Annotated in this window: 17 protein-coding genes; 10 read left to right on the forward strand and 7 right to left on the reverse strand. The window is 43.4% G+C overall.

The genetic code is table 11. The annotated features are described in order from the left end of the window. Positions 1-95 precede the first annotated feature (95 nt). The 3 genes from ACWU4D_RS04020 to ACWU4D_RS04030 all read left to right on the forward strand — a co-directional run bounded on the left by ACWU4D_RS04020 (position 96) and on the right by ACWU4D_RS04030 (position 5,245). Positions 96-1,595, forward strand: coding sequence for an Lcl C-terminal domain-containing protein (locus tag ACWU4D_RS04020; RefSeq protein ID WP_456050105.1), 1,500 nt, complete (start codon positions 96-98; stop codon positions 1,593-1,595). 198 nt (positions 1,596-1,793) lie between these two features. Then, positions 1,794-2,045, forward strand: a complete 252-nt coding sequence (locus tag ACWU4D_RS04025) for a DUF2999 family protein (RefSeq protein WP_456050106.1) — start codon at positions 1,794-1,796, stop codon at positions 2,043-2,045. A gap of 167 nt (positions 2,046-2,212) precedes the next feature. After that, positions 2,213-5,245: a DUF748 domain-containing protein gene (locus ACWU4D_RS04030; protein WP_456050108.1), complete on the forward strand. Its 3,033-nt coding sequence runs from the start codon at positions 2,213-2,215 to the stop codon at positions 5,243-5,245. 114 nt (positions 5,246-5,359) lie between these two features. Here ACWU4D_RS04030 and preA read toward each other — a convergent pair whose 3' ends face one another. Next, a complete protein-coding gene (preA, locus tag ACWU4D_RS04035; RefSeq protein WP_456050109.1) occupies positions 5,360-6,634 on the reverse strand; it encodes an NAD-dependent dihydropyrimidine dehydrogenase subunit PreA in 1,275 nt (424 codons plus the stop codon). A gap of 1 nt (position 6,635) precedes the next feature. Continuing rightward, entirely contained in the window at positions 6,636-8,003 is a 1,368-nt protein-coding gene (locus ACWU4D_RS04040) for an NAD(P)-dependent oxidoreductase (protein ID WP_456050110.1), read from the reverse strand. A gap of 274 nt (positions 8,004-8,277) precedes the next feature. On the opposite strand from ACWU4D_RS04040, the gene ACWU4D_RS04045 reads away from it, so the two are divergent. Further along, positions 8,278-8,928, forward strand: a complete 651-nt coding sequence (locus ACWU4D_RS04045; protein WP_456050111.1) for a TetR family transcriptional regulator C-terminal domain-containing protein — start codon at positions 8,278-8,280, stop codon at positions 8,926-8,928. Between the two features lie 72 nt (positions 8,929-9,000). On the opposite strand, the gene ACWU4D_RS04050 is transcribed toward ACWU4D_RS04045, so the two are convergent. Next, positions 9,001-10,272, reverse strand: a complete 1,272-nt coding sequence (locus ACWU4D_RS04050; RefSeq protein WP_456050112.1) for an allantoate amidohydrolase — start codon at positions 10,270-10,272, stop codon at positions 9,001-9,003. A 454-nt stretch (positions 10,273-10,726) separates the two neighbouring features. Between ACWU4D_RS04050 and hydA the strand changes: the two genes are divergently transcribed. The 5 genes from hydA to ACWU4D_RS04075 are packed head-to-tail and all read left to right on the forward strand — an operon-like array spanning position 10,727 to position 15,897. After that, positions 10,727-12,169, forward strand: a complete 1,443-nt coding sequence (gene hydA / locus ACWU4D_RS04055) for a dihydropyrimidinase (RefSeq protein ID WP_456050113.1) — start codon at positions 10,727-10,729, stop codon at positions 12,167-12,169. Positions 12,170-12,198: 29 nt separating this feature from the next. Beyond that, positions 12,199-12,996 carry an ABC transporter ATP-binding protein gene (locus ACWU4D_RS04060; protein ID WP_456050114.1) on the forward strand — a complete coding sequence of 266 codons (798 nt, stop codon included), beginning with the start codon at positions 12,199-12,201 and terminating at the stop codon, positions 12,994-12,996. A 20-nt stretch (positions 12,997-13,016) separates the two neighbouring features. Continuing rightward, positions 13,017-13,898: an ABC transporter permease gene (locus ACWU4D_RS04065; protein WP_456050115.1), complete on the forward strand. Its 882-nt coding sequence runs from the start codon at positions 13,017-13,019 to the stop codon at positions 13,896-13,898. Continuing rightward, positions 13,895-14,857, forward strand: a complete 963-nt coding sequence (locus ACWU4D_RS04070; RefSeq protein WP_456050116.1) for an ABC transporter permease — start codon at positions 13,895-13,897, stop codon at positions 14,855-14,857. The genes ACWU4D_RS04065 and ACWU4D_RS04070 overlap by 4 nt, the downstream gene beginning before the upstream one ends. A 41-nt stretch (positions 14,858-14,898) precedes the next feature. Next, complete coding sequence (locus ACWU4D_RS04075; RefSeq protein WP_456050117.1) at positions 14,899-15,897, forward strand: ABC transporter substrate-binding protein; 999 nt, start codon at positions 14,899-14,901, stop codon at positions 15,895-15,897. Positions 15,898-16,110: 213 nt separating this feature from the next. Here ACWU4D_RS04075 and ACWU4D_RS04080 read toward each other — a convergent pair whose 3' ends face one another. The 4 genes from ACWU4D_RS04080 to nirB form a co-directional block, all read right to left on the reverse strand. Continuing rightward, positions 16,111-17,664, reverse strand: coding sequence for a methyl-accepting chemotaxis protein (locus ACWU4D_RS04080; protein WP_456050118.1), 1,554 nt, complete (start codon positions 17,662-17,664; stop codon positions 16,111-16,113). A 272-nt stretch (positions 17,665-17,936) separates the two neighbouring features. Next, on the reverse strand, positions 17,937-18,791 hold the full coding sequence (locus ACWU4D_RS04085; protein WP_456050119.1) for a formate/nitrite transporter family protein: 855 nt from the start codon (positions 18,789-18,791) through the stop codon (positions 17,937-17,939). Positions 18,792-18,931: 140 nt separating this feature from the next. Beyond that, positions 18,932-19,258, reverse strand: coding sequence for a nitrite reductase small subunit NirD (gene nirD / locus ACWU4D_RS04090; protein WP_456050120.1), 327 nt, complete (start codon positions 19,256-19,258; stop codon positions 18,932-18,934). Continuing rightward, positions 19,255-21,819 carry a nitrite reductase large subunit NirB gene (nirB, locus tag ACWU4D_RS04095; RefSeq protein WP_456050121.1) on the reverse strand — a complete coding sequence of 855 codons (2,565 nt, stop codon included), beginning with the start codon at positions 21,817-21,819 and terminating at the stop codon, positions 19,255-19,257. The genes nirD and nirB overlap by 4 nt, the downstream gene beginning before the upstream one ends. A 610-nt stretch (positions 21,820-22,429) precedes the next feature. Between nirB and ACWU4D_RS04100 the strand changes: the two genes are divergently transcribed. After that, positions 22,430-23,143 (forward strand): helix-turn-helix domain-containing protein, encoded by a 714-nt coding sequence (locus tag ACWU4D_RS04100; protein WP_456050122.1) that lies wholly within the window; start codon positions 22,430-22,432, stop codon positions 23,141-23,143. Positions 23,144-23,162: the final 19 nt, after the last annotated feature.

The following is a 23,162-nucleotide window of genomic DNA, read 5'->3' on the forward strand; positions in this document are numbered from 1 at the left end:
CTTAATGTTCTTAAGTATTTTCAGTTGTCTGTGAATCTTTATATTGAGTCAATCATAAGTTATCAGTAAGTGCATATTGAATGAGGCCCACGAGCATGAATTACATCACCAATTCAAAACTCTGTATCGGAACCGGAATGAAAGCTAAAGACGTGCTAGGTTATATCGACCCACGGGTGGCGCAAGCTCATACTCAGCACGCCATTAGCTGGGACCAACAGGTGAAGTTTGTTGAAATTCTTGACGGTGAAGCTGATGGTGACGAAGAAAAAGCGATTGAGATCGCAAAAGAAGTTGGATTATTGAATGACACCGAAGCCGATACACTGGCCTTTTTACTGTCAAACACACCTCAATTCACTGTTGAAGAAGCTAGAGCACTCACTAAGAAGCTTCATAATAAGGTTGGTTATACCGCTGCCGAAGGTGGCTATCCAATCGTTAGTTGCGGTACGAAAAAGTATTACCACAATACGGGTGTTTATGAAGAAGGTTCGGAGCCTAAACCAGAACAAGATTTCGGTAAGCAAAGTGCTTACTACAATCAAACGGATAAGGTAAATAAGGCGAGCTATCAATTTTTTGATGCTGAAAAGAATATTGTTGAAGATGAAGTGACGGGATTGATGTGGACAAGTAGCCCGTTTTTATTTGGAAAAGAGAAAAAAACGTTCCGTGAGGCACTTGAAGGTTTAAATGATTTTAACGCCAAGAAGCTGGGTGGTTTTAATGATTGGCGTATCCCAACGATTAAAGAGCTTTATTCTCTGGCTGATTTTTCTGGTTCATTTGGTTTTGAATTTGATACTTCAGAGCCATTTTTCAATACCGATTTTTTTGAAATGCCCGATGAGCCAGCGGTATTAAATCCAGGTGACCGCTTTTTAGATACTCAAACCGTGACTAGTACTATCTATCGCAGCAGAACATTAGGCTCCACCACAACGATGTTTGGGTATAACTTCCGCGATGGCTTTTTGAAAGGTTACCCTTCGGTTAAAACGTTTACCGTTTTCTATGTACGCGGCAATACTCATTACGGCCAAAATATGCTTGTTGATAACGGCGATGGAACCGTCTCAGATTTGGCTACCGGTCTAATGTGGATGAAATATGACAGTGGTTTCTTTCGTACAGGACCAACGGGTGACGGTAGAATGGATTGGCTATCTGCGATGAACTATTGTGAAAACTTGTTATTTGCTGGGCACGATGATTGGCGGCTACCGGATGCTAAGCAACTGCACAGTATTGTCGATTATGACCGTTGTCCAGATGTGACAAACTCTCCCGCCATTGATCCACTATTCGAATGTACACCGTTTGTGAATATGGCTGGTTTGCAAGATTGGAGTGACTATTGGACGTCCACTCCCTTTTGTGAACGTAATGAAAGTATCGATATCAGCTTTGGTCGTGGTATGGGAGCGTTGGGTGGTAGCCCGATGGATGTTCATGGCGCAGGAGCGCAACGTGGCGATACGCGTTCAGCCCAACCTGATACCTTCTACCCTTGGAACGGGGGGAAACATCCTCAAGGAGACGAAACTCATGCACGCAATATGGTGCGAGCGGTACGCGTTATTGGCAAATAAGAATCAAGACATATGGCGTTTTTGATACTGGGTTCCAGTATTATTTAGCCACCAATATAGTGTCTATCGATTGTGGTGAATAGGGGAGATCCTTGTTCGCCATTTTTCATATTAATGCAATGACAACAAATGAGAGTTCAATCCGATTGAACCCAGTGATAGACTGCTATTTTACTTGGAAATAAAAAAGGTAATCGAATGAATCCGATTCTTGCAATGTTAAAAGAAAACAGTATTGGCGACGAACAAATTAACGAGATTTTTCAAGCGCTAACAGAAAATCCTCTCGCAGCGATGGCGACGATCAGTCAACTAGGGTTGCCTCAAGAGGAGTTAAAACTGTTAATGGGGCAGGTGATGCAGACCCCAGCTTTGATTAAAGAAGCGGTGCAAGAGCTAGGGTTAGATGTTGCTAAAGTCGACGAAGCAAAAGCTCGTTTGCAACGTTAGAAAGCACTATTACGCTATAAGGTCGTTTCGAGTGACAAGTAAATCGCTTTGAACGGCCTTGCAAAGTACTTCGAGAGATAACGACTTATCTGGATTATCGTAAAGTAGAGCATTATCTTGATGAGTGACCAATAATTATTGTTTTAGCCGAGGAGTAGTAAGCCATCATGACGAACAAATTCAAAGCGGGCGCCGCGAAGTTTCGGTCATACCCACGGACCATTCGCTGGGGCTCATACGCAATATGTGCCTATCTCATTTATGCAGCCTTGCTTGGTTTATTAGTACCTTATGTCGCCAAACAGCAGATCCCGGAACAGGTTTCGAAGTTGATTGAACGCCCAGTGACTTTATCCGATATTCGCATTAACCCATTTACGCTTCAGTTTGATGTTGAACAGTTTGCGATTATGGAAGAATCAGAACCGTTTGTTCAATTTGATCTAGCAAGTATTCAAGTTAATTTCTGGGAATCGATTTTTAACGCAGCGGTTTCGGTTGAGTACATTACCTTAGACAAGCCTTTCATCAATATTGAACGTTTGAACAACAGTGATGAATTGGTGTTTAACTTCAGTGATATTCTCGAGGCAGTTGCTCGCAATACGACTCAGGAAGAAGAGCCTGTTGCTGAAGAGCCAGAAGATCGACAAGCGCCATTGTTCCCTGTGGTCATCAAGAAAACGGCATTGGTTCAGGGTAATGTACGCCTATTAGATGGTGTAACGGACACGGAACTTAGTTATCCAGATATTAATGTATCGCTGGGCGAATTCTCGACACGAAGCTTAATTAGCGATACAGAGAAAAAGAATGAGTACCAACTGAATATTACCGATGCCGATTCTGCGACGGTTGCCGTGCAAGGCCAAGTACAGTTGAAGCCATTAGAAGTCGTCGGTGATGTTGAGATTAAGAGTCTTCAATTATCACGTTTATGGGGATTTGTTGAAAAAGACATCGAAGCAAAACTGACAACTGGTGACGTTAATTTCTCGTCTGACTACCACATTGTGCAAACATTGGGTCAGACTGAAGAAGACGATGCCATGAGTATCACCACAGCTAAAGGCATGTTTGCGGTTAACAATCTTAATTTTGATGCCAATGATCAATCTGTGGTCTCATTGCCCACGTTTGCTGTGAACGACATTGCGACTAATGTTGAAAATCAAACCGTGGATATTGCGTCTATTACCTCCAATGGCCTAAAAGTTTCTGCGAAGGTTGACGAAAACGGAGCCGATCTCGCGACTTTGTTTACCCCTAAGTCAAGTGGTGACACAGCAAGTACACCTGCGGAAGAGACGGCAGAGCCAACGACAGAGGCACCTGGATGGTTAGTGACACTTAATGGCATTGAACTGAAAGAATATCAGTTGAATGTCGATGAAAAAGTGGTAACCAAAGGGGCGAATCAATGGGTTATCGCACCTATTAACTTAACCACTCAAAAAATCGTTAGTGATCTTTCAACGCCAATAGACTTTGATTTCTTTACGTCAGTAAATGGCAAAGGAGACATCAGCGTGAAAGGTCAAGCCGATGCTAAGCAGCAAGCGGTTCTTGCCGATATCGATGTAAAATCACTGAAACTGACTCAATTTCAACCGTACTTAGCAACCGCAATGAATGCGACGCTGACTGATGGTGCATTCAGTACTCAAGTTAAGTTAGATGCAAATGCGGAAGGTAAGGTTAAAGCGAGTGGTGGGCTGCAAGTGGATAAATTGTCTGTTCGCGATAATCAGCTTAAGAAACCGTTTGTGAAATGGCGTTCATTGGCCGTCAATCAGTTTGATTTCGATTTGAAAAACTCAAAGCTGGGTATTGATACGCTGACGTTAGAACAACCATATGCTCGCGTGGTGATCAATAAAGATCGCACCACCAACATCGGTGACCTTGTAGTTGAGCAGCCAAGTAGCGACCAAGCTAAGAAAGAAACAAAAAGTTCGGGCAACGATAAACCTTTTGCACTCAGTGTTAAAAAAGTTGCGTTCAACGATGGATCGGCGTTCTTTGCAGATAACTCATTAACGCCTAATTTTGCGTCTGGCATTGAGCAACTTGAGGGGAAAATTGGTCAAATATCAAGTATCCCGGGAACGAAAGCATCGGTTGATATCAGCGGTAAAATCGACCGTTATGCGCCGGTTAAGGTCAACGGAGAAATTAACCCGTTACTTGAACAGCCATTCTTGGATTTGGACGTTATTTTCGACAGTGTTGAACTCACCACAGTAAACCCATATTCAGGTACCTATGCTGGTCGTTATATCGATAAAGGTCAGTTATCTCTTGCATTAAATTATCAGCTAGAGAAAAACAAACTTAAGGGTTCAAACCACGTTACCATTAACCAACTGCAATTGGGTAAATCGAGTGACAGTAAAGAAGCTGCCTCTTTACCTCTTGATTTGGCGGTCGCACTGTTACAAGACCGTAATGGCGTGATTGATCTCGGTGTTGATGTTTCAGGAGATGTAGATGATCCTGAATTTGGAATTGGCGCGATTGTTTGGCACGCCATATCCAATGTCATTGTTAAAGCCGCAACAGCGCCATTCGCATTGATTGGTAACCTTGTTGGGTCAGATGAGGAGCTAAATAGCATCGCATTTGATTACGGTATTAATTCACTAACCGCTGCAGAACAAAAGAAGCTGAAAACGTTGGGTGACGCACTAGATTCTCGTCCTAAGCTCTCTGTCAGTGTGGATGGTGCGGTGAATGTAGTTGAAGATAGTAAGGCGATTGCTCTTAGTAAGTTCAATCAGCTATTAGCGCAAGAAGCGAAAATTACGGTCGAGCAGTTACCTTCTGATCTCAGCGCGAGTACGATGCCGGTTTCTGGTGATTTGTCAGATGCATTACAAGCACTCTACAAAACACAATTTGGTGAAAAAGCCAAAACAGTTAGAGACACCATTAACGATGAGCAGAAGAGCAAAGGCGTTAAGTTAACCAAGGAAGACTTGGCTCAACGTTGGCATATCGCTCTGTATAACTTCGTGTTGAATAAACAAGAAGTGACGGAAGCGGAACTTGGTCTACTCGCTCAACAGCGTGCTCAAGCTGTTAAAGCTTACTTGGTTGATGTTATCAAAGTCGATGCATCTCGCGTGTTCTTGCTCGATAGTCGTTTCGATATCGAACAAGACAGCAGCAGTGTACTGTTAACACTCGACGCTAAGTAATCGATAGACGTCAAAGTACCACTGGAAATATAAAATGCCCCATCACCTTTTTACGTCAAAGGTTATGGGGCATTTGGTTTTTAATGAGACCTAATGCGGATAGCTATCTCTTGTTTATGAGGCATCACGATAAGGGTTACGCGGGTCCTGCGTCCAGGCCATATAAGGCTTGTCTTCATCTTTACGAACCATGGTAATGCAATCATCAACAGGGCATGTGATTTGGCAAAGGTTACAGCCAACGCACTCCTCTTCGATGATGCTGAACTTATTCGTGCCTTCTTGCTGCTCAACCATAGATATGGCTTGGTGTGAGGTATCTTCACAGCCAATATAGCAACGACCACATCCAATGCATTTATCTTCATCAATACTCGCTACGACTTTGTAGTTCATATTTAGATGCTTCCAGTCGGTGGTATTTGGTACGGCCAAACCACGGAAGTCTTCTATCGTTTCATACCCTTGGCTATCCATCCAATTTGAAAGCCCAGATTTCATCTCTTCGACAATTCGAAAGCCATAGACCATTGCCGCGGTACATACTTGAACACAACCAGCACCGAGCGAAATAAATTCTGCGGCATCTCGCCAATTACTGATCCCTCCAATGCCTGAAATCGGTAAACCGTAGGTTTCAGGATCTCGTGCAATCTCGCTCGTCATGCTTAGTGCGATAGGTTTGACTGCTGGGCCACAATATCCACCATGGGTACTTTTGCCATCAACGGTTGGTCGAGCCACCATATTATCGAGATCGATTCCTGTGACTGAATTAATGGTATTGATTAAGGAAACGGCATCGGCACCGCCACGCTTAGCGGCTCGAGCAGGGAAGCGAATGTCTGTGATGTTAGGCGTTAGTTTCACGATCACTGGTATCTTGCAGTACATCTTGCACCAGCGTGCAACTTGCTCAACGTATTCTGGTACTTGGCCAACTGCCGCACCCATGCCTCGTTCTGGCATGCCATGAGGGCAGCCGAAGTTTAGTTCGAGTCCATCCGCTCCGGTTTTTTCCACTTCCTGAACAATTTTTTTCCATGACTCTTCTTCACATGGCACCATTAACGATACAACCAATGCTCGGTCAGGCCAGCTTTTTTTCACAGCTTCGATTTCGCGTAGGTTTACTTCCAATGAGCGGTCGGTGATGAGTTCGATGTTGTTAAACCCTGCTACCTCACCATAAGTGTCATATATTGCTGAGTAGCGAGATGACACATTGACTGCGGCGGGATCTTCACCCAACGTTTTCCAAACAACGCCACCCCAGCCCGCTTCAAAGGCACGTTCAACGTTGTAAGCTTTGTCAGTTGGTGGCGCTGAAGCAAGCCAGAATGGGTTAGGAGATTTAATACCAATAAAATTCGTTGATAAGTCAGCCATGTTATTTGCCCTCTGCAATTATGTTGGCACCAATAGTGAGTTGCTCATTGATGGCGATCGCGGCGAGTTTGCCTTGTTGTACGGCTTCTACTGTTAAGTCTTCACCTACGCTTGTGCAATCTCCACCAGCAAATACATTGTTTAAATTGGTTTGGAAGTTGTCTGTGGTGAAAAGCTTTCCACCAGACATCTCAGGTAACCATTGTTTAGATTCCGGTAAGGTTAATGTTTGGCCCACAGCCTTAAATATGGCTTCGCAAGGAACATCAAATTGCTGCTCTAGATCGATGAGTTTGCCTTCTTTAAGGGCTGTTTTCTGAAACACCATGCCACTGACCTTACCGTCATCAGTAAACGTAATGGCCTCAGGACGAGACCAGGTTTTGATCCTAACTTCGTGGTTCTTTGCAATTTGCTGTTCGTGCTCAGTCGCTGTCATATGCTCATAACCACGGCGATAAACCAAGGTTACTTCTTCTGTTCCTAGACGCTTTAACTGACAGGCGATATCGATAGCGGTATTACCTGCGCCAATGACAACCGCGCTATTTTTAGGAACGTCGAGCTTGTCGATATCCTCGGCTTGGCGTAGCTCCTTGATGAAATCAACAGCGTTATAGACACCACTTGTTTCTTCACCTTCTAGACCCAAAGCACGGGTTCCTTGCAAGCCAATACTGATGAATACCGCATCAAATCTTTCAGTCAGTTCGGTTAATTCAATATCACGGCCAAGAGCGGTATTTGTATGCAGAGTGATGCCACCAATACTTAAAATGAAGTCGACCTCTTTTTGAGCGAAATTATTGGTCAGTTTATATTTGGCGATTCCGTATTCATTGAGTCCACCCGCTTTTGATTCTGCTTCAAAGATTTCTACGTCATTCCCAAGCATAGATAGGCGGTGTGCGCACGATAAGCCGGCAGGTCCGCCTCCGACAACTGCGATGGTTTTACCTGTGGGTGTATTTCTGTTGACCGGGTGGTCAGTAAACTTGGCGTTATCTGTCGCGTGGCGCTGTAATAGACCAATCAACACGGGTGAACATTCTTCTTCTTTATTACGCACACACGATTGCTCACAAAGTATTTCAGTCGGACAGACTCGGGCGCAACTTCCTCCTAAAATATTGTTGTCATAAATGGTTTTAGCCGCACCTTCTAAGTCTCCATTGTGGATACTAGAAATAAAGCTTGGTATATTGATATCACTAGGGCAGGCCTTTATACATGGCGCATCGTAGCAATAATAGCAGCGAGAGCTTTCAATATTAGCTTGGCGATCGGTTAGCGCAGGATTAATATCAGTGAACAGCTCGTCCAGTGCCGATTCCTGTGTCGCATCTATAGCAGAGGTATAGGAATTCATTCGGGGTTCCCTTCCATGGTAATGTTAAACGAATACTGGATGACGCTTGCATTGCTTGTGCCAACTCCTGACCAAATGGTTAGTATTTTTAGGATGGATTAGTTAAATTTCATTAAAAACAATGAGTTAATTAGTTTGTTATTATTTGTTATAATAGAATTTCAATGAAAATGGAGCACCGAGTCTCAAATTCAATTCACAAATTGAATCTTACTCGCTGACATGTTCGCACTATAATTTGGCATGAAGTTTCATAAGGGTGCATAGAAACGAAATGAAAAAAGAGAAAACAGGAACCTCTGTACGTCGAAAATTAGCGGATATACGGAAAGGAAATTCGGAGCAAATCTTATCGGTGGCTGAAACGATTTTTGCTGAGCGAGGTTATCGCGGAAGTACCATTGCTGCGATTGCTGAAGAGGCCGATTTACCTAAGGCAAACATTCTCTACTATTTTAAAACCAAAGAAGCATTGTATCAGGCAGTGCTGAACAACCAATTAAAGTTGTGGATGAAACACATGGATGCCATGACGGTGGATCAACATCCAAGAGATGCTCTGCGTAACTATATTCGCAATAAAATAAAGCAATCTAAGGAGCATCCGAAAGCCTCAAAAATATTTGCAGCAGAGATACTGCATGGTGCGGAATTCTTGGAAGAGCAGCTCAAGACGGAATTGAAAGATCAATTTGACCGAACTTGCGATGTTTTTCGTGGCTGGATTGCCAAAAAGTGGATGGATCCGATCAGTCCTGAACATCTGATGTTTATGCTATGGACATCGACCCAAGGTTACGCTGATCACGCTTTACAAAGTTGCATTATGCTCGATAAAAAAGAGTTGGATGATGAAGATTACGATACCGGTGTGGAGTTGATTACACGGTTGGTATTAAAAGGGTGTGGCATTAGTTTGGTGTAATGCCACACTCCATTTTCTGTAATGGCGTTTTATGTAATAAAAGCGCTATTTCGTAAAGCGTTAGAATTCGGATTACGTGATTTCGGCTTCAGTCTCTGTGGTTTCGATAAGTGATGCCGATTCTGCCATTCTTAGCATCGCGTTAAGCAAGACAGAACAGCCTGCTTCACACTCTTCTGGTGTGGTACTCTCTATTTCATTGTGACTAATACCATTCAAACAAGGTGTGAAAATCATGCTGGTCGGAGCGAAGTCCGAAACATAACAAGCGTCGTGGCCTGCACCGGCAATAATATCCATATGGCTATAGCCCAAATCTTGTGTCGCACTCCGTACCGCACTAATACAGTTCTGGTTAAAATGGATCGGCTCATAGTACCAGAATGGGTCAAGAGCGATGTCAACGCTATCGCTTATACGTAACGCCTCCACATAAGCTTTCAGCTCTAGGTCCATCTTAGTAAGTTCTTCATCGATTGGATGTCGCATATCGATACTGATGGACACTTCTCCGGGTATGGTATTACGAGAGTTTGGTGTCACCTGAACAAATCCAACAGTGCCACAACCAGGTGGGTGGTCATTGGCAATGTCTTCAATTTTTTGGATCAGTTTTGTCGTTGCCAGTAGGGCATCTTTTCTTAGATGCATTGGTGTGGTCCCTGCATGTGACTCACGACCTGTGATGGTCGCATTAAACCACCGTTGACCCTGACCACCTGTGACGACACCAATAATTTTGTCTTCTGCTTCGAGGTAAGGTCCTTGTTCGATATGGGTTTCGAAAAAGGCGTGGTAGCTGCGTTGTGTTGCGGGTTCACTTCCTGCAAAACCAATGCGCTCTAATTCATCACCTAAGCGAATCCCATCGACGTCTTTCGTATCCAAGATCTCTTCTAGAGAGAAGCGTCCCGAAACCACACCCGAACCCATCATAGCAGGCGCAAAGCGTGACCCTTCTTCATTTGTCCACACTGAAATTTCAATTGGGTGTTTGGTCTCAATGTTATGGTCGTTTAGCGAACGCACTACTTCTAAGCCAGAAAGTACGCCAAACACACCATCAAATTTTCCACCGCTTGGCTGCGTATCTAAGTGGCTACCAGTACCAACAGGCGGAAGGCTGTTATCCGTTCCAGGTCGAGTGCAGAAAATATTACCGATTTGGTCAACTTTAACCGTACAACCAGCTTCCTCAGCCCACTTTATATAAAGCTCTCGACCCTGTTTATCTAAATCGGTGAGAGCAAGTCGGCGACATCCGCCTTTCTCTGTCCCGCCTATTTTAGCCATCTGCATCAGGCTATCCCATAAACGGTCGCTATTTATTTTAAATGTTTTCATGTATGGCTCCTAAGCAATCGAGTGTCGAGTGCAAAAATAATCAAATTGACAGATGCAATCTTTTGACCAGTTGGACAGATTTTGATAAAAATATTGTTAACTTATTGTTTATTATATATTTTTACTCTTGGGGATTAAATGGACTCCGCAGAAAGAAAGATAGAAGCATGAGATTATTGAACGATATTGCACCACTCAGTTATGTTACGCCCAGTTTTGGGTCAAAGTGAGTATTTGGATAAATAAATATTAGTCCACTATTTAGGGAGTAGAATTATTTTTTAAATTAATAAACTTAGTAATTTCATGGTGTTAGGGGTGGTTTAATAGGTGATTAAAAATATATCTTGTCCAATTGGTCAGATGATTGCATAGGGAATCAATATAAAACTTAGCGTGTGATTCATTGTTGTTTCGAAGCCGCTAGACATGGACAGATGAAAAGGATGGCAGAATGGGATTATTAGTCAAAGGTGGAAAAGTCGTAAACGCCGATACAACTCTATTTGCAGATGTGTATTGTGAAGATGGCATTATTCAGCAAATCGGAACTGACTTATCAGTACCAGACGGCACTGAAGTCATTGACGCTACTGGAAAGGTAGTGATGCCCGGTGGTATTGATCCCCACACTCACATGCAATTGCCATTCATGGGAACGGTCGCAAGCGAAGATTTTTACACCGGCACTGCCGCAGGTTTGGCTGGTGGTACAACGATGATCATTGACTTTGTGATTCCAAATCCTCAACAACCGCTGATGGAAGCATACGATACTTGGATGGATTGGGCCTCGCGCTCTGTCTCTGATTACTCATTTCATGTTGCGGTCACCTGGTGGGATGACTCGGTTTATGAAGATATGGGTAAGTTGGTCAACGAACATGGCATCAACAGTTTTAAACACTTTATGGCGTATAAAAACGCGATAATGGCGGAAGACGAAACTCTAGTAAACAGCTTCAACCGTTGCCTTGAGCTTGGTGCAATGCCAACGGTACACGCCGAAAATGGCGAGCTGGTATATCACTTACAACAAAAGTTAATTGCTGCTGGACTTACAGGACCAGAAGCGCACCCACAATCTCGCCCAACCCAAGTAGAAGGTGAAGCGGCCAACCGTGCCATTCGGATTGCGCAATCTTTGGGAGTGCCACTCTATCTGGTTCATGTTTCTTGTAAGGAAGCAGTGGATGAAATTGCTCGAGCACGTCATGAAGGCCAACGAGTCTATGGTGAAGTGCTTGCCGGTCACTTGGAAATTGATGATTCGGTGTATTACAACAAAGATTGGGCGAAAGCGGCTGCCCATGTGATGAGTCCTCCATTCCGTCCTAAAAAACATCAGGAAGTTCTATGGAGCGCATTACAAGGCGGAACGTTACAGACCACAGCAACGGATCACTGCTGTTTCTGCGCCGAGCAAAAAGCAGCGGGTAAAGATGATTTTACGAAAATTCCAAATGGTACCGCAGGTGTCGAAGATCGAATGAAGGTCTTATGGGATTCCGGCGTCAATAAAGGACGCCTATCGGAAAATGAATTTGTCTCGGTAGCGTCTACCAACGCTGCAAAAATCTTCAATATATTTCCACAAAAAGGGTGCATAGCGGTTGGCTCGGATGCCGATATCGTTGTGTGGGACGCTGATCAAGAGCACACCATCTCCGCCAAGACACATCACCAAAATATCGACTTCAATATCTTCGAAGGACGCACTGTCAAGGGCGCGCCAATTATTACGATTAGTCAGGGTAAGGTTGTTTACGCTAACGGCGAATTAAATGTCGTTGAAGGGGCAGGGCGTTACATCAAGAGACCGGCCTTTCCAAACATTTTTGATGCGGTTAAAAAATACAACGCAGATAACCAACCGGTTAGCGTTACGCGTGATTAATAAACCTGTCGATTAGAAGAGAAGTCAATATGAATGCAGTGTCGCACTCAAATAGAACAATGATTGAAGTGGAAGATTTGTCGTTGGTTTTTGAAACTAACGATGGTCCGGTCAATGCGCTATCCAATATCAATTTAAAAATTAACGAAGGTGATTTCGTATCGTTTATTGGGCCATCAGGTTGTGGCAAAACAACCTTGTTGCGCGTGATCGCAGATTTGGAAAAGCAGACATCGGGAAAGATTAAAGTTAATGGAACAACACCTGAAGACTCCCGTTTAAATCGGTTATACGGCTATGTTTTTCAAGCGCCAGCGTTATTGCCTTGGCGAACGATCAACAAAAATTGTGCAGTGCCCATGGAGATTGCCGGTCATTCTCAGGACCACCAAAATAAGAAAATTGATAAATATTTGAAAATGGTGGGACTGCAAGATTTTCATGAAAAGTACCCTTGGCAGCTCTCGGGAGGAATGCAACAACGTGCCTCGATTGCACGTGCATTGTGTATTGAGCCTGACTTACTGCTAATGGATGAACCGTTTGGAGCATTGGATGAAATTACTCGCGACCACATGAATATTGAATTGTTAAAAATTTGGCAAGAGACACGCAAGACAGTGGTGTTTGTTACGCACTCAATTTCGGAAGCGGTAATGTTGTCAACGCACATCGTCGTCATGTCTCCGAGGCCGGGTCGAATTACCAAAATTATCAAGAGTCCGTTGCCGAAAATGAAGACATTGGAGCTACGAGACACCGATACCTTCCACGCACTCGCAGCTGAAATTCGTGAAGCGCTGGCAGATGAACATGCCATCGATTAATGACTAAGACGGGTAAGGTTATGCAAGAAAAACTCACACACCAAAAATGGTTTGCTGTCGCGTGTACTGTGATTACCGTCATTGTGATCTGGTATGGAGCGTCATTATGGATGAATGGCAATCAACTGATTAATACCTATGAACGTAAAAACCAGGAATGGTCATACAGTCAAATCGCACAGGAAGCGTATAGCGTAAAAAGGCCAATGCTGCCGCCGCCTCATCAGGTTGCTCAGCAATGGTATAAAACGGTTTTTGATACTAAAGTGACCTCGAAGCGATCACTCGTTTATCACTCGATGATCACTCTCGAATCGACTATGTTAGGGTTTTTGCTTGGTTCCTTGCTGGGCATTATGATTGCCGTCGGTATTATTCACAACCGAACGCTGGAAATGAGCTTTATGCCATGGGTTATTGCGTCGCAAACAATCCCTATATTGGCGATTGCGCCCATTATTGTTGTTGTACTTGGCGCAATAAACCTCACTGGCGTAATCCCGAAAGCCATTATATCTATGTATCTCTCTTTCTTCCCGGTAACGATTGGTATGGTTAAAGGGCTTAGGTCGTCCGATAAATTGCATATGGAATTACTGCAAACGTATAACGCGTCTAAATCTCAGCTGTTTTGGAAATTGCGCTGGTTTTCTGCACAGCCATATCTTTTCGCTAGTCTCAAAATTGGTATTGCGGCTTCGCTTGTAGGCGCGGTGGTCGCGGAGTTGCCGACTGGGGCACAAGGCGGTCTAGGCTCTCGCTTACTTAGCGGGTCGTACTATGGGCAAACCGAACAAATATGGTCCGCACTGTTCATGGCCGCAATATTAGGTGCGAGCTTGGTGACCATCGTCGCGATATTTGAAAAAGTGCTACTACGGCGCAGAGGGATGAAAGTATGAGTCTAATGCAAAAAAATGCTGCGTATTTTTTTCTGTTATTGGTACAGGTTTATATCTGTTTTTTCTTGGAGCCGGGTTTCTATAACCGACAGGCGTTGCTCATTGTATTACTGCCAATTTCGGTGTTTTGCGCGGCAATGTTGATGTCTTATCTAGCCAAACTCGTGGTAAATGACAAGGGCAATAAAACACTGATTAAGCCTTTGGTTCCTGCACTGTTTGCTCTGGTACTGTTGGTTTGTTGGCAAAGTTTAACGCAAGGCTATGAAGTTCCACAGGTTCTGTTACCCGCGCCAAGTAATATTTTCATGGCTTTTATTTCTAATTTACCCACTCTGTGGGCGGACTTTAAACAAACATTTATGAAAGCCGTGATCGCGGGTTATGTCATTGGGTGTACGTCGGGTTTTCTTGTTGCGCAGTGGGCGGTTAAAAGTCGTTTTCTACAGAACGGTTTGTTGCCATTGGGTAACTTTGTCTCGGCTATTCCTATTGTGGGTATCGCCCCGATTATGGTGATGTGGTTTGGGTTTGATTGGCAGTCAAAAGCGGCTGTTGTCGTGGTGATGACATTCTTCCCAATGTTTATTAACACGCTGGCCGGTTTGCAGTCTGTTGATCCGTTACACAAAGATCTTATGCATACGTATGCCGCTAAGAAGAGACATATTTTCTTTAAAAGTCAGCTTCCACAGGCGCTACCTTTTATTTTTAATGCTTTAAAACTCAACTCTACCATGGCGTTAATTGGCGCTATTGTTGCGGAGTTTTTTGGTACTCCCATCGTTGGTATGGGATTTAGAATTTCGACTGAAGTGGGTCGGATGAATATGGAAATGGTCTGGGCGACAATTCTCGTTGCAGCCTTGGCTGGTTCCATGAGCTACGGTGCTTTAGCGCTACTTGAAAGGATTGTGTTGTTCTGGCATCAGTCAGTGCGAACAACGCATATCAAGTAACTTAAAGCGCTCATTGTTAGGCAATAAACGAGGATACATGGATGAAAAAATACGTTTCACTAGCAGTTTGTGCAGTTATGTTTGCTTCAAGCATGGCTGTAAATGCGGCAGAAAAATTAACATTACAACTGAAGTGGGTAACCCAAGCTCAGTTTGCCGGCTATTACGTAGCTCTAGAAAAAGGCTATTACAAAGAGATGGGTTTGGATGTCACGATTAAACCCGGAGGGCCCGACATTGCTCCAGCACAAGCTTTGGCTGGTGGTGGTGCTGATATTATCGTCGATTGGCTACCTTCTGCTTTGGCAACACGTGAAAAGGGTTTATCAATGGTGAATATCGGACAGATTTACGGCAAATCTGGGATGATGTTAACTTGTTTGAAATCTAGTGGAATCAGCACACCGCAAGACTTTGGCGGTAAAACACTTGGTGTATGGTTCTTTGGTAATGAGTACCCGTTCTTGAGCTGGATGTCTAAATTGGGCTATGAAACGATGGGCGGTGATGGTGTGACCGTTCTAAAGCAAGGCTTTAATGTCGACCCGATTTTCCAAGGCCAAGCAGATTGTGTTTCAACCATGACTTACAATGAGTACGGCCAAGTGCTAGACGGTGGTTTAGAGCCTTCTGAGTTGACCTTGTTTAAATATGAAGATCAAGGTGTTGCAACACTCGAAGATGGACTTTACGTGATGGAAGAGGACCTAACCGACGCGAAAAAAGTGGAAAACTACGCGAAGTTCTTAAAAGCAACCATTAAAGGGTGGCAGTGGGCAGCGGACAATACCGAAGACGCTGCAATGATCGTTCTCGATTACGATGACACAGGTGCTCAAACTGAAGAGCATCAGGTTCGTATGATGGGTGAGGTGGCGAAATTGCTCAATACATCGGGCAAAGGAATCGGCTATTTAGATCCTGCGGCCTATGAACGTACTGTTGAAATTTTGTTGGGTAGTGAATCTGCCCCCGTGATCTCCAAGAAACCAGTCGGCGCATACAGTCACGTTGTATTTGATAAAGCGATGTCGATGTAATGTTGACGGTTGTAAAAGCTTGACCTGCAACGGTATCAGTTTACTTAGAGTATAAATCAAAGGCCTAGTTTGCAAACTAGGCCTTTGTATATTTGTCTCTTAACCAGAATGCCCCATGTCCTTTCTAGAGTTTAAAGAGATGGGGCATTTTTGTTTGGTTAACAATCATTCATGTAACGATGTTTCAGCTCTAGTTTGAACCAATACAGTTAACTAGGCTTTAAATAGCGATATCGCATGTGCTAATTCATCTGCTTGAACCGCCAATTGCTCTGACGATGCCGTGTTCTGAGTTACGGCTTGAACATTATCCAACGCGATATTACTAATGTTGTTAATGTTTCTAGACATCTCTTCAGATACCGCACTTTGTTCTTCGACGGCCGTTGCTATTTGAGTACTGCTGTCTAAGATATTCTGCAGATCTGCCATCATTGTTTGGATCCTAGCATGTGCTTCACCGGCATTGACCACACTTTTCTGTCCGTTTTCTGTACAGTGTGTGATTGTATCGACCACGGTCTGAGTCTGTTGTTGTACCGATGTGATAATGGTACTGATCTCCTCAGTAGAGTTTTGCGTTCGACCTGCCAATGTTCTTACTTCATCAGCAACAACCGCGAATCCTCTGCCTTGTTCACCTGCACGAGCAGCTTCAATAGCAGCATTTAAAGCCAGTAAGTTCGTTTGTTCGGCAATCCCTTTAATTACATCGAGTACTGAATTGATTTGCTCTGATAAGGCTGAAAGGCTATCAACTTCGTTGCTCGCTGTTACCAACTCCGACGATAATTCGGTAATGGTATTTCGAGTCTTTTCGATATCCTCTAGTCCCGCTTGAGCGACTTGATAGCTATTTTGAGTATTTTCTGCCGCATGTTCTGTGGTTACTGCAACTTCTCTAATCGTTTCTCTCATCTCCGTCATTGCTGTTGCAACACTATCGGTTTCTAGTTGCTGCTGACTTAATGCTTCCTGAGTTTGGACACTACCCGTTTCGAGTTCTTTAGATGTCCCATTTAGCTCAGTAATAGTGTTTTGTGTGCTTTTTATGAGAGTTTGAACTTTTGAAAGTAAATCGTTAAACCTAAAGGCCATGCAACTAAATTCATCCATACCACTCGAGTCAGCTCTAACGGTGAAATCATTATTAATTTGGACATCGGCCATGATTTGACCTAAGTCACCAATCTTGCGAATAATTTGAGTTGTTATAAAGAAAGACATAGTTAGAAGAATGCCTGTAACTAGGAGTATCGATACGACAATGGTAGTGGCTATGCTGGCTTGGTTTGTCTCAATTTCATGTTCGAGAGCTTCTTCAAACGTTAGAAATATAGAATTGATATCTTCAAGGAGATGTTTCATTTCACCGACTAACTTTTTGTCATTTATTCCAGTGGCATTAAACCCATCAACCAGCAGAGCAAAGTCTTTCTTGTAAAGGCGAATTTCTTCTTGCAGAGTCGAAAATTTGTCTGTAGGGATATTTAAAGCTTCAAGCTCCTCTTTAAAAGTCTTGAGGAAAGCATCAAAATGTTTCGCTTCTTTACTAAACTTCTCTGTTAAAGTCACATCATGAGAGTAAAGATACTCCAGTTCATAGTTGCTTAGGCTGAGTAGTGAGATTTCTAGAGACTTAACTTCAATTAAGGTTTTTTCGATTTTTAATATTTTTAAGTTCGCGATCTCAGTTATCGCGACTACTGACGCTAGGGCTAGGAGCGCGAAAAGCGTTAAACCCCACAGCTTATGTTTAATCTTCATGCTTACTCTCTTCAACGTTATGATTATTATTTGTTACATATTTAAAAGTTAGACGAGATCTGAGATTTGTAAATAATTTTGGAAGTTTATTTTAAAGACGTAGCGCGGTGTTAATGGAATGTTATCTCGCGTCCAAAACGGGAAATAATATCCTAGTTAGAGGTTGCTAGTTTTACGGATTTAAGAATGTAATTTTTAGCTGGAAGAAATTTGAAGCATTTAAATTCATCCCCTAAGTAATCGAAGGGGATGAATGGGGGATTTGATAGGACCTATTTAGTATTAACTGCAGTTTTTAAAGCGCGTTGTTCAGTTTTTTCTGAATCCAGTGTTGGCGCTGTTTTTGCGTGAGTTAAGTAAAGAGGTAAACACGTGAACACTAAGCCACCAACGATGTTACCTAGAATGGTTGGAACGAGGTTGAAATTTAACCAAGTTGCGATACCAAAATCGGCGCCTAACATCATACCCAGTGGGAATAGGAACATGTTAACAACAGTGTGCTCAAACACGAGTGCGAAGAAGATAAAGATAGGGAACCACATTGCGGCCACTTTACCTGGAACTGAGCGAGCGGTCATGTTGCCAATTACACCTAGACATACCATTAAGTTACAAAAAATAGCGCGAACAAAACAAGTGATCCAGCCATCGGTTCCCAAGCTTTCAAAACCAGCAGAGCGAGCGGTCGATGCAGCAATGAACTTTTGTGCGATTGCATTTGGGTCGATGCTGAAGTTTTTCGTCAGTGAAACAGCAATTAACGCAGCAACAATGAGAGAACCAATTAGGTTGCCCAATCCAACGAGCCCCCAACAACGAAATACTCGGCTCCAGGTGATACCCGGGCGGTTATCGAGTTTAGCCAGTGGTGCTAGACCAAATACGCCAGTAACCAAGTCATAGCCCATTAGGCTCAGAATAACAAAACCGACCGGGAACACGAGTGCGCCCACAATGCCGATACCGGTTTGAACGATTGTGGTAATCGCAACCACAACCGCTAAAGATAAAATGATGCCCGCCATTGTGCCGCGAAGAATAAGATCACGAGTGCCGGTTTTTACTTTCGCTTCGCCCACATCAATCATGGTTTGAACGAATTCCATTGGTTTTGGATCTGACATAGTTAATACCTACATAAAGTTAAAAGTTAAAAGTTAAAAGTTAAAATTAAATAGTGAAATACTCTCGGTGGTTCAGTCTTTATACGAAAAACCGAGAGTGTTTAAGCTATTGAATCTCGATGGCGAAAATTTAAATCAGCTTATGCGGAGACTTCAATTAAGCCATCTACCACGCGTGTGCTGTAGGCTTTTACGTTGTAGTTTTCATCTTCCATGCACGCGCCAGTTGCGAGGTTAAACCGCTGTTTTTTTAACGGACTCGCCACCCAAAGTGCGTCTTTATGTTCGGCAATTAAGCCGCGAGATAGCACATTCGCTTTTCCGTATGGATCCATGTTGCTGATCGCGAACACGTTTTCATCTGATCGCGGGCGAAATACCGCAACTTGTTGATTGTCGACTAAAGCACAAACACCTGTTCCCGGTGCGATCGCGTTTACTTCGCAGATTTTGGTCCAATTGCTCATACTTCTTCCTCCAAAGTTACGTGCATGATGTCGCCTTTAAGTTCAGGGTGTTTTTCAGTAAAAGTTGCCGGACGATGTTGCTCACGGGCAGTCACAAACACAACATTGTCATCGCGTTGACCTGAGTTGATGAAATGAGAGAAACGTGTCAATTGCTCTTGGCTGTTGATGGCGTCGGTCCACTCACATCGATATTCTTCAATCAGCTTCTCGACATCCTGTTCGAGTTGATGGTTGATGTTTAATTTGTCATTAATCACAACATCGCGTAGGTAATCGATGCCACCTTCTAGGTTATCCATCCATAAAGACGTACGTTGCAGCTTGTCTGCAGTACGGATGTAGAACATCATGAAACGGTCGATGTACTTAATCAGAGTCTCTTTATCAAGATCAGAGGCGAGTAGGTCGGCATGACGAGGGTTCATCCCGCCATTTCCACATACGTACATATTCCAGCCCGCATCAGTGGCAATAATGCCGAGGTCTTTACCTTGCGCTTCGGCACATTCGCGAGTACAACCAGACACACCAAACTTCATTTTATGAGGCGTTCGGATTCCCTTGTAACGGTTTTCTAACTCAACCCCAAGGCCGACACTGTCTTGCACACCATAACGGCACCAGGTTTTACCGACACAGGTTTTCGCCATGCGTAAGGCTTTCGCGTAGGCTTGTCCGGTTTCGTATCCAGCGTCAATTAACTCGCGCCAAATTGCTGGAAGATCGTCTTTTTGAGCGCCAAATAGCCCAATACGTTGAGCACCGGTAATTTTTGTGTACAGGTTATAATCTTCCGCGACTTTAGCGAGAGCGCCGAGCGCTTTAGGCGTCACTTCACCGCCAGCCATACGAGGAATGACAGAATACGTGCCATCTTTTTGCATGTTGCCAAGGAAGTTGTCATTGGTATCGTGAAGGCCGACCAATTGCGGGTTGAGAATATGTTCACCCCAGCAAGATGCAAGGATAGAACCCACGGTTGGCTTACATACTTCACAGCCATAACCTTGACCGTGTTTTTCTATTAATTCATCAAAGGATTGGATGCCTTCAACGCGAATAAGGTGGAATAATTCCTGACGAGAATATTCAAAGTGTGCACATACATGGTCGTTAACTTCGATTCCCGCTTTCGTAAGTTCAGCATTGAGTACATCGGTCACAAGAGGAACACAGCCACCACAGCCGGTACCTGCACCGGTTACTGCTTTAATATCGCCGATGGTGTGGTGGCCTTCGGCAACAGCTTGAGCTATTTTTCCTTTGGTGACATCAAAACAAGAACAAATTACCGCGCTTTCTGGCAGTGAATCTGCGCCCATCACGGGTTTTTCTGCACCTGCATGAGCTGGGAGAATCAGAGTATCAGGATGTTCTGGCAGCTCCATGTCATTCAGTTTTAACTGAAGTAAATTGCCGTAATCAGAAGCATCGCCCACTAAAACAGCACCAAGTAAGGTTTTGTTGTCTTCAGATGTGATCAAACGTTTGTAGACGCCTTGGGTTTCGTTTAGATACACGTAGCTCTTACAGTTTGGGGTTTCACCGGTTGGGTCACCAATGCTAGCCACATCAACACCGAGTAGCTTGAGCTTAGTGCTCATATCTGCGCCGACAAATTCAGGTGCTGCTTGATCTTTTAGAATATGCATTGCCGCGACTTTGGCCATTTGGTAGCCCGGTGCTACAAGGCCGTAGGTTTGGTTTTGCCAAGCGGCACATTCGCCAATTGCGTAAACGTCGGCAAGGTTGGTTTGGCAATGGTCGTTGATCGCAATACCGCCACGCGCACCAAGTTCGATCTCGGTGCCTTTTACCAATTCATCTTGAGCACGAATGCCGGCTGAAAAGACTACGATGTCGGTTTCTATAAATGTGTCATCGGAAAAGTTAAGGCGGTAACGAGCTTGCTCACCGGCGACGATTTCGGTAGTTGCTTTGCCTGTGTGCACAGAAACGCCCATGCTTTCAATTTTACTGCGTAGTAGGTCACCGCCGCCGTTATCGAGTTGTACGGCCATCAAGCGTGGTGCGAACTCAACAACGTGAGTTTCTAAACCTAGAGATTTAATTGCATTCGCGGCTTCTAGACCTAGCAAGCCTCCGCCAATGACAACGCCACTTTTACTTTGTTTACTTGATGCTTCAATTGCATCGAGATCTTCCAGTGTGCGATAAACAAAGCAATGCTCTTGGTTGTTTCCAGGGATCGGTGGAACAAACGGGTAAGACCCAGTCGCAAACACTAATTTATCGTAAGCTTCGACGCGACCGCTGGTGGTGATAACTTGCTTTTCTTCGATTTTTATCTGTTCTACTTTTTCGTTTACCGCATAAGTAACATCGTTTTCCTGGTAATAAGCTTCGCTGGTCAAAGCCAAATCTTCAGCTGATTTTCCTTCAAGGTATGATGTAAGATAAACACGGTCATAGGCTAACCGTGGCTCTTCAGAAAACGTAATTATTTCAAAGTCATCGCGCTCAGTTTGTATGAGAGTGTCGATAAATTTATGGCCTACCATACCATTTCCGACCACGATTATTCTTTGCTTGCTCATGTCCCAGGTCCTTGTAGTAATTTTAAATCTGTTCTCGCCGTTGTGGTACCAAATTCGAAGACATTTTTGTTGAATCTGGTGGCTATTTTTGAATTAGGTTTTCGGTTTTTATTTGGTGTTTTTATCGATACGTTACAAAAATAGTTTGCCTAAAACAGCGAGTAATAATGATCAATTTTTTATTGTTTCTTAGTGTGAATTTAGTTTATTCACGGCGCGAAATAAATGCAATTGCACGTGCTACTACTTTGGGGGTATGTTTAGTTGTAAGTGTTTGTAAAATATAAATTTATTTTTTAAAACTTTATTTTTTAGACATTTGATATAAAATTGATCTGAATCATTAATAAATTAACAATTAGTGTTATGGCATCATTTCTAAATGATGTTTTTTTACTCTATATTTTAAAGAAAAGTAGGAAGTGGTTTTTTTTATTCCAAGGTTAATTATCTTAATTAAATAGGCTGAATTAAATAGGCTTAATATCGGAATCATTTTGCAGTAGAAGTGCTTAGTTCTTTTTGTCAGATATGACTCGCTTTATTCAAGATTTAAGGATCGGTATTTAGGCGTTATACTATTTTTTCTTTTCATTTACCTGTGGCCCTGATGAAAACAAGTTTAAGTATTCGCTGTTACACCAAGCAATTGAAAAGTCACTCGCACAGTGATCATCACCAACTGGTATTGCCGATTCAAGGCAGTATTAGCATGGTGATGAATGATTACGTGGGCAAAGTGTCGGTGGGTGAATGTGTGGTGATTCCTCTTGGTGTGGCACATGGATTCAAAGCCGACGAAGCTTCGCGTTTTATTGTGGCCGATATGGCTGAGCTACCCGCTCATTTGCTTAATAGTCACCTGAGTGTATTTTCTGTGTCACCGCCGATGCTGAGTTTTCTTCAGTTTGTTGAAAAGCAATTAGAGCATCAAGTTGATAGTGGAATGGAAGCATCGATACTGAGTGTTTTCGGGATGTTGCTTGAACAGCAGGATATCGTTCAAACGCTTGATCCTCGTATTCGTACGGTGTTGTCATTCATTGCTGAACATCTTGACCAACCGCTAACGATTACTCAGCTTGCTCAGGCGGCTTTTCTAAGTCCCACGCAATTTAAAAAGCTCTTCAAAGAGAGCTTGGGAATGAGTGCTCTTCAATACATTACGCAGCAACGCATGGAAAAAGCGAAAGCCCTATTGACGTATACCGACTTACCGGTTCAGTTGGTGGCTGAGAAAGTTGGGTACAGCGACCTTTCTGCATTTAGCCGTCGATTCTCAGTTTACTTTGGGCGTACGCCTCGAGAGTTTAGTCAATCTTGATTAAAAGCGTCTCGTTAAT

The sequence above is a fragment of the Vibrio phycocola genome (assembly GCF_053850235.1).